The following is a 7,756-nucleotide window of genomic DNA, read 5'->3' on the forward strand; positions in this document are numbered from 1 at the left end:
GCTTACAACCCTATCGCGAGCAGGCTCACTCCTACAGGGTCAGGTGTACACCCGCCCAATGTAGGAGTGAGCCTGCTCGCGATGAGGCCAGTTCAGACGAAAAAACCTCTGGATCAGATCGCACGAATCACATGCTTGATCTCTTGAAACGCCGCCAATCCCCAAGGCCCTAACTCGCGACCAATACTGCTCTGCTTGTACCCGCCCCACGCCGCCTGCGGGAAGATCACTTGCGGTGCATTGATCCACACCATCCCCGCCTGCAACGCATTGGCCACACGATCCGCCGCTACAGCATCCGCCGTCACCACACTCGCCACCAAGCCAAACGGCGTGTCATTGGCCAGCGCAATCGCCTCGGCTTCACTGCTGAAGCTGCGCACGCAAACCACCGGCCCGAAAATCTCTTCACACCACAATGCGCTGTCCAGCGGCACGTCGGTAAACACCGTCGGCTGCAGGAAATAGCCACGCGGCAGATCCGCCGGACGATTACCGCCGCAGACCAATCGCGCACCCGCGCTCAGCCCACGATCAATGTGCCCGAGCACGCGCTGGTACTGCGCCTGATTGACCAGCGCGCCCATTTCCACCTCAGGATCAAATGGATCCGCCACACGAATCGCCTGCGCACGCTTCTGCAAACGAGCGAGAAATTCCTCTTCCAATTCCTCAGCCACCAACACCCGACTGGTGGCCGAACACATTTGCCCGGCATTGAAAAACGCGCCGCCACAGGCCAGCTCAACCGCCAGATCGAGATCAGCATCCGCCAACACCAGCAGCGAAGATTTGCCGCCCAATTCCAGGCTGACGCCCTTCACCGTTTCCGCCGCGCGCTGCATGACCTGCACGCCGACCGCGTTGCTGCCGGTAAAGGAAATCTTGGCGATACGCGGATCTGCCGACAACGGCGCACCGACCGCCAATCCAGTCCCGCAAACCAGGTTGAACACGCCGTTCGGCAGTCCCGATTCAGCAATGATCGCCGCCAGTTCCAGCTCCGGCAGCGGTGTTACTTCCGACGGCTTCAGCACCACGCAGCAACCCGCCGCCAACGCCGGCGCAAGCTTCCATGCAGTGGTGACCATCGGAAAATTCCACGGCACGATCAGCCCGACCACACCGCACGGTTCGCGGCGCAGACGTGCACTGAAATCATCGCTCGGCAGCGGCACATTGCTGTCCTGTTTCGCGTCGAGGCCTTCAGCGAGTTCGGCGTAATACTCGAACGTGGCGATCACGTCATCGACGTCGATGGCCGCTTCGAATTGCGGTTTGCCGTTGTTGCTCGACTGCAACTTCATCAAATGCTCGCGGCCGCTGCGCACGCCGTTGGCGATGTTGCGCAGAATCGCGCCGCGCTCGACGCCAGTGGTTTGCGACCAGCTCTTGAACGCTTCGCTGGCAGCGGCGACGGCTTGATCGACCGCGTGTTCTTCACCGCCATTGACCGTGGTCAGCAGCGCTTCGGTGGCCGGGTTGATCACGCGCAGATGTTCGCCACCCGCCGACCATTGGCCGTTGATGTAGAGGCCATCGAGTGTGGTTGGGAAACTGATCATTGCGCCACCGCCTGCATCCATTGGGTCTGGTCGATTTCAATCAGGGTCGGGCCCTGACGATCGCTTGCACTGCGCAACGCGCTGCGCAGTTGTTCGATGCTGCTGATGGCTTCGGCGGCGCAGCCGAGGCCTTTGGCGATCGCGACAAAATCAGGGGTGTAGATGTCCACGCCGACCGGCTCGATGGCGCGGTTGAGCATGTATTTCTTGATCTCTTCGTAGCCCTGGTTATTCCACAACAGGACGATCACCGGCACCCGCGCTTCGACCGCGCTGGCCAGTTCCGGCAGGGTGAATTGCAGCCCGCCGTCGCCGATCAGGCACACCACCGGAGGGCGCGCACCTTTGTCGAGTTGGCCGCCGAGCCACGCACCAATCGCGGCCGGCAAGGCGTAGCCGAGGGTGCCGTAACCGGTCGAGGCGTTGAACCAGCGGCGCGGGTGATCGGGGTTGAACGTCAGGTTGCCGGTGTACACCGGTTGCGTCGAGTCGCCGACGAACACCGCGTTCGGCAATTCATCGAGCACGGTGTCGAGGAAACGGGTTTGCGCGAGGGTCGTTGCGTCCCAGCTCGCGGCCAGTTCAGCGCGCAGTTTGCCGGCGCGAGCCTGACCCCAGTCGCTGCTGCGCTCATCTAGTTTTTCTTGCGACAGATTGTTCAGCAGCGCTTGTGCAGCGTTGCGTGCGTCGGCCACCAGCGCCAAGTGCGGCGGGTAGTTGCGCACGGTCTGGTCGGCGTCGATATCGATGCGCAGCAGTTTGCCGGGAATCTCGAAACCGCCGGCGAAGGTCACGTCGTAATCGGTCTCGGCGAGTTCGGTGCCGATGGCCAATACCACGTCGGCATCAGCGACCAGCGCGCGGGTGGCGACCAGCGTCTGGGTCGAACCGATCAGCAGCGGATGGTTGCCCGGCAGCATGCCTTTGGCGTTGATGGTCAGCGCCACTGGACCGTCGAGCAACTCGGCAAGTTTGGTCAGTTCCGGCGCGGCGTCGATGGCCCCACCACCGGCGAGAATCAGCGGACGTTTGGCACCGGCGAGCAATTCGCTCATGCGCTTGACTGCGCTTGGCGCTGCACCGGCGCGGTCGATATTGACCGGCACACTGGCGAGCAAGTCATCGGCGTTTTCGACCAGCACGTCCAATGGAATTTCGATGTGCACCGGACGTGGACGACCGGCCTGGAACAAGGCAAATGCACGCGCCAGCACCACCGGCAATTCAGCGGCGGACATCAAGGTATGCGAGAACGCCGCGACACCCGAAACCAGTGCGCTCTGGTTCGGCAGCTCATGCAGCTTGCCGCGCCCGCCGCCCAATTGGCTGCGCGATTGCACGCTGGAGATCACCAGCATCGGGATCGAATCGGCGTAGGCCTGGCCCATGGCGGTGGTGATGTTGGTCATGCCCGGGCCGGTGATGATAAAGCACACACCGGGTTTGCCAGCGGTGCGCGCGTAGCCGTCAGCCATGAAACCGGCGCCCTGCTCATGGCGAGGGGTGACGTGACGAATACTCGAACGCGCCAGCCCGCGATACAGCTCCACGGTGTGCACCCCGGGAATGCCGAACACCTGCTCGACCCCATAACCTTCGAGTAACTTGACCAGTACTTCGCCACACGTCGCCATGTCGATTGCCCTTCTTGTTCGCTGAAAACACAAGGCTTTTCTGTAGGAGTGAGCCTGCTCGCGATAGCGTCATCACATCCAACATCGCAGTGACTGATCTACCGCTATCGCGAGCAGGCTCACTCCTACATAAAAGCCCTTCATGGCTTCATTGAACGGTCGGCAGGTAGCCGCAACAATCGATTAAAAGTCATACTAGCCATGTCCTCACGTCATACCTTGGATCCACATGAAACGCATGCCTCCCCTGCCCGCCCTGCACACGTTTCTGATCACCGCGCAGTGCTGCAATTTCACCCGCGCCGCCGAGCAGTTGCACATCACCCAAGGCGCGGTGAGCCGGCAGATCGCCGGGCTGGAAGAGCATCTCGGTTATCCGCTGTTCATCCGTCTGGCCCGAGGTTTGGCGCTGACCGCCGAGGGACGCGAATGGCTACCGCGCGTGGAAAAAGTCTTCGGCCTGATCAGCGAAGCCACCGAGCAGATCGGTCTGCAGCGTGAAACCCTGCAACTCAAGGCGCCGAGTTGCGTGATGCGCTGGCTGCTGCCGCGCTTGCTGCAATGGCAGAAAGAACGCCCGGACGTGCCGGTGAAACTCACCGCGTCGTTGCAGCATGGGGTGGATTTTCAGCGTGAGCAATTTGATGCGGCGGTGATCTACGGGCCGCCACCGGATAACTCGCCGGGCGCTCTGCACCTGTTCGATGAGCAACTGACGCCAGTGTGTTCGCCGCTGCTGCTCAAGGGTTCGCCGGCACTGAATACTCCGGCGGATTTGCAACAGCATCTGCTGCTGCACCCGACGCACGATATTCAGGATTGGTCGGTGTGGCTGAACGCCGCGCAGCTGAATTTGAACAACGTCAGCAGCGGCCAGCATTTCGAAACGCTGGATCAGGCGATGTCGATGGCGTCGCACGGCACGGGGGTGGCGATTGGGGATTGGTCGTTGATCGGCGATGACTTGCGCGCGGGACGGCTGGTGATGCCGTTTGAGTTGAAGGTGAAAACGGGGTTGGCGTATTACGTGGTGTTGCCACCGGGGATTGAGGCATCGCCGCCGCTCGAAGAACTGATGATTTGGTTGGTTGAGCAGGCGCATTTGCGGTGAGGCTGTTTTCCCTCACCCTAGCCCTCTCCCAGAGGGAGAGGGGACTGACCGGGGGTTATTGAGGAGGTTCAGCGACCTGAACGATTGGCTTTGAATCCATAATCGACTGGATTTTTCAGGTCGATGTAAAACGCCAGACGCCTCGGTCGGCCCCCTCTCCCTTCGGGAGAGGGCTGGGGTGAGGGTAAAGCCGTATATCAATAACCAACAGTAAAGCGCTTACGCGAATGCTTCGGTGTTTCTACTTCGTCGATCAGTGCAATCGCATAGTCGGCAAAGGTGATCCAGCTACGGCCCTCAGCGCTCACCAGCAAGTGATCCTGGCCAACACGAAATTTGCCCGTGCGCTCACCTTCAACGAATTCCGCCGATGGCGACAGAAACGTCCAGTCCAGTTCCTTCTCCTGACGCAGCGCATCCAAAAACGCCGCCCCCGCACTGGCCTCGGTTTTGTACTCGGCCGGGAAACCCGCGCTGTCGATCACGCGTGTATCGTCCGGCAGCAACAGCGAACCGGCACCACCCACCACCAACAACCGCTTCACACCCGCCTGCTTAACCGGCCCGACAATCGCCGATGCCGGCACCGTGGCGAAATGTGCGGCGGTGATCACCACATCGTTGCCGGCCACCGCGTCTTGCAGCGCCGCCGAATCCAGCACATCGACATTCTTGCTGACGACACCGGCACGCACGCCGATCTTCGAGGTATCACGGGCGATGGCGGTGACGCTATGACCGCGACGCAGGGCTTCTTCCAGCAGTTGGCTACCGGTACGGCCGGTGGCACCAATGATTGCGATCTTGCTCATGACGTTCTCCAGTTGGCTTGAGTGTATGTGCATTGAAAACTCTGACTTCAGATACTTGTGGCACCACTCCCCCTGCGGCTGAAGGGCTTCTGTGGCGAGGGGATTTATCCCCGCTCGGCTGCGCAGCAGTCGTAAATCCTGACAACTCGGTTTCACAGGGAAAAGCAGGGGAGCGCTTCGCACTCCAACGGGGATAAATCCCCTCGCCACAAAGGCAATCAGCAATCCTTGAGACCTCAGTATTCAGATGGCGCGGGTTACCACTTCATCTCCCCCTTCGCGACTTTCGCGCTCAGCTCCAGCGAGCTCTCTTCGCCCAGCGTCGGGTAGCGTTTTTTCATCGCGGCGATCAGCGCAGCAGAATCCTTGGCTTTCGCCGTTTCTTCATCGAAAGCTTCAATGTAGTCCGCAGTAAATTTCACGCTGGCCAGCGAGCGGCTGCTCTCACCCAAATAGTGACCCGGCACCACGGTTGTCGGCTTCAGCGTTTCAATCGACTGCAGCGTTTCCAGCCAATCCGCATGGGATTGCGCGGTCTGCGTATCCGCCATCCACACATGGATGTACTCGGCCACCACCACGCCACCGACCACTGCCTTGAGCGACGGAATCCACACGAAACTGCGATCCGGCTGCTTGCCGTCAAGCCCGACCACCTGCAACTTCTGCCCTTCAAGCATCAGGCTATCGCCCTTTAGCACGCTCGGCACGATGGTTTTCGCTGGCACATCGGCGCCCATTTTCGGCCCCCAGAACGCGAGTTTGCCGACGACGGTTTTATTGATGTGATCGACGGTCGGTTGCGAGGCCAGCACCTTGGCATTCGGGAACGCCTTGGTCAGGGTGTCGAGGCCGAAGTAGTAATCCGGGTCGCCGTGGCTGATGTAAATGGTGGTCAGTTGTTTGCCGCTGGCGCGGATCTTTTCTACCACTTGCTCGGCTTGGGATTTGCCGAACTGCGCGTCAACGAGGATCGCGTCTTTCTCGCCGCTGACCAGCACCGAGGTCACCGGGAAAATCGCATTGGCGCCAGGGTTGTAAACATCCAGCGTCAGGTTGGCAGCCGCGGCATGCGCAGCGAAACCCAGCGAAGCGGTGGCGAGTAGAAGGCGTTTGAGGGTGGTGAAGCCGATCATCTGTTGCTCCGGTGTTCGAATGCCTTGCTTGGCGATGGAACAGAGCTTAGTTGCCAGACTCAGTACAAAAAATGCGATGCTGGGACATAGTTTGTTTCTGAAAGCGGGCAAATCATGGATCGTCTCCAGGCAATGCGGGTGTTCGTCACGGTGGTGGATCTCGGTAGCCAGTCGGCCGCTGCGGATCACCTGGATCTCTCGCGGCCGGTGGTTTCACGCTACCTGGCGGAGCTGGAAGATTGGGTCGGCGCGCGCCTGATGCACCGCACTACGCGCAAGTTGAGTCTGACCGCGGCCGGCAGTGAAATCCTCCCGCGTTGTCGACAGATGATTGAGTTGTCGAGCGACATGCAGGCCGCCGTCAGCGAACCCCATGACGCGCCGCGCGGATTGCTGCGGATCAGCGTCAGCACCTCGTTCGGTCAGGCGCAATTGGCCGATGCGATGGCCGCGTACGTCAAACGCTATCCGGGGGTGAGCATCGATTTGCAGATGCTTGATCGCACGGTGAACCTGGTGGACGAACGCATCGATCTGGCGATTCGCACCAGCAACGATCTCGATCCCAACCTGATCGCCCGGCGCCTGACTGTGTGCCGTTCGGTGGTGTGCGCGGCGCCGGCTTATCTGCAAGAACAGCCGATGCCTTTACGGGTGGAAGACCTGAGCCGCCACAACTGCCTGACGCACTCGTATTTCGGCAAGAGCCTGTGGCATTTCGACGAGGATGGCGAACCGGTTTCGGTGCCGGTGCAGGGCAATATCAGCGCCAACGAGGCCAGCACGTTATTGCGCGCAACGCTGGCCGGCGCCGGGGTGGCGATGCTGCCGACGTATCAGGCCGGCGTGCATGTTCACAGCGGCGAACTGGTACGCCTGCTGCCCCACGCCGAACCGCGCCAGATGAACATCTACGCGGTGTACGCCTCACGCAAACACATGCCGGCGGCGCTGCGCAGCATGCTGGATTTTCTGGTGCTCAGATTCCCCGAAAACCCGCAATGGGATGCTGATTTGTAAACCACCCCGCCCCTTGTAGGAGCAGAGCTTGCTCGCGAAAGCGGTGTATCAGTCCCATATGTTTTGAATGACGCACCGCTTTCGCGAGCAAGCTCTGCTCCTACAAGGGTTTATCAGTACGCTGAATGGCGGGTTACAACCACGAACGCACTGGCTGGCAACTCCCCGGCGCTGACCTATGCTGAAAGTAATACCGCAGGGTATTTCGTTCAGAGGTGAACGCCATGAACATCAAAACAAGAAGGTACGCCGCGATTTTCATCACCTGCGCTGCCACGCTGGCGCTGTACGGCACCGCGGCCTGGCGGGTCGAGCAGTTGCGACAGCTGCCGCGTGAATACGCGAGCTGCAATTTCGAGCGCTGCATTCCGCACAATGCGTCGCTGAACGCGCTGCGCTGACTTTGTAGGAGTGAGCCTGCTCGCGATAGCGGTGTGTCATTCAGATAAATTTTGACTGAAACACCGCTATCGCGAGC

General features: G+C 60.4%; 7 protein-coding genes. 3 read left to right on the forward strand and 4 right to left on the reverse strand.

Features of this window, described 5'->3' with window-relative positions; translation table 11 throughout:
- Window positions 1-113 precede the first annotated feature (113 nt).
- Together QMX93_RS28820 and QMX93_RS28825 are read right to left on the reverse strand one after the other, a co-directional pair.
- Complete coding sequence (locus tag QMX93_RS28820; RefSeq protein WP_282358962.1) at window positions 114-1,562, reverse strand: aldehyde dehydrogenase family protein; 1,449 nt, start codon at window positions 1,560-1,562, stop codon at window positions 114-116.
- Entirely contained in the window at window positions 1,562-3,199 is a 1,638-nt protein-coding gene (locus QMX93_RS28825; RefSeq protein ID WP_282358951.1) for a 5-guanidino-2-oxopentanoate decarboxylase, read from the reverse strand. Before QMX93_RS28825 ends, QMX93_RS28820 begins: the two co-directional genes overlap by 1 nt.
- Window positions 3,200-3,428: 229 nt before the next feature.
- Between QMX93_RS28825 and QMX93_RS28830 the strand changes: the two genes are divergently transcribed.
- Window positions 3,429-4,310, forward strand: a complete 882-nt coding sequence (locus QMX93_RS28830; protein ID WP_282358952.1) for a LysR substrate-binding domain-containing protein — start codon at window positions 3,429-3,431, stop codon at window positions 4,308-4,310.
- 197 nt (window positions 4,311-4,507) lie between these two features.
- Here the strand turns inward: QMX93_RS28830 and QMX93_RS28835 are convergent, their stop codons facing one another.
- Window positions 4,508-5,122: an NAD(P)-dependent oxidoreductase gene (locus tag QMX93_RS28835; RefSeq protein WP_282358954.1), complete on the reverse strand. Its 615-nt coding sequence runs from the start codon at window positions 5,120-5,122 to the stop codon at window positions 4,508-4,510.
- A gap of 257 nt (window positions 5,123-5,379) precedes the next feature.
- Window positions 5,380-6,258, reverse strand: a complete 879-nt coding sequence (locus QMX93_RS28840; RefSeq protein ID WP_282358957.1) for an MBL fold metallo-hydrolase — start codon at window positions 6,256-6,258, stop codon at window positions 5,380-5,382.
- A 114-nt stretch (window positions 6,259-6,372) separates the two neighbouring features.
- On the opposite strand from QMX93_RS28840, the gene QMX93_RS28845 reads away from it, so the two are divergent.
- Window positions 6,373-7,278, forward strand: coding sequence for a LysR family transcriptional regulator (locus QMX93_RS28845; RefSeq protein ID WP_218187440.1), 906 nt, complete (start codon window positions 6,373-6,375; stop codon window positions 7,276-7,278).
- A gap of 224 nt (window positions 7,279-7,502) precedes the next feature.
- A complete protein-coding gene (locus tag QMX93_RS28850; protein ID WP_212543925.1) occupies window positions 7,503-7,679 on the forward strand; it encodes a hypothetical protein in 177 nt (58 codons plus the stop codon).
- Window positions 7,680-7,756: the final 77 nt, after the last annotated feature.

It is taken from the genome of Pseudomonas sp. PS01303, assembly GCF_029959385.1.
Taxonomy (GTDB): domain Bacteria; phylum Pseudomonadota; class Gammaproteobacteria; order Pseudomonadales; family Pseudomonadaceae; genus Aquipseudomonas; species Aquipseudomonas rustica.

Coding starts and splice junctions, on each gene's coding strand:
- QMX93_RS28825 (WP_282358951.1), bottom strand. CDS start 3,199: ATGGCGACGTGTGGCGAAGTACTGGTCAAGTTACTCGAAGGTTATGGG.
- QMX93_RS28830 (WP_282358952.1), top strand. CDS start 3,429: ATGAAACGCATGCCTCCCCTGCCCGCCCTGCACACGTTTCTGATCACC.
- QMX93_RS28835 (WP_282358954.1), bottom strand. CDS start 5,122: ATGAGCAAGATCGCAATCATTGGTGCCACCGGCCGTACCGGTAGCCAA.
- QMX93_RS28840 (WP_282358957.1), bottom strand. CDS start 6,258: ATGATCGGCTTCACCACCCTCAAACGCCTTCTACTCGCCACCGCTTCG.
- QMX93_RS28845 (WP_218187440.1), top strand. CDS start 6,373: ATGGATCGTCTCCAGGCAATGCGGGTGTTCGTCACGGTGGTGGATCTC.
- QMX93_RS28850 (WP_212543925.1), top strand. CDS start 7,503: ATGAACATCAAAACAAGAAGGTACGCCGCGATTTTCATCACCTGCGCT.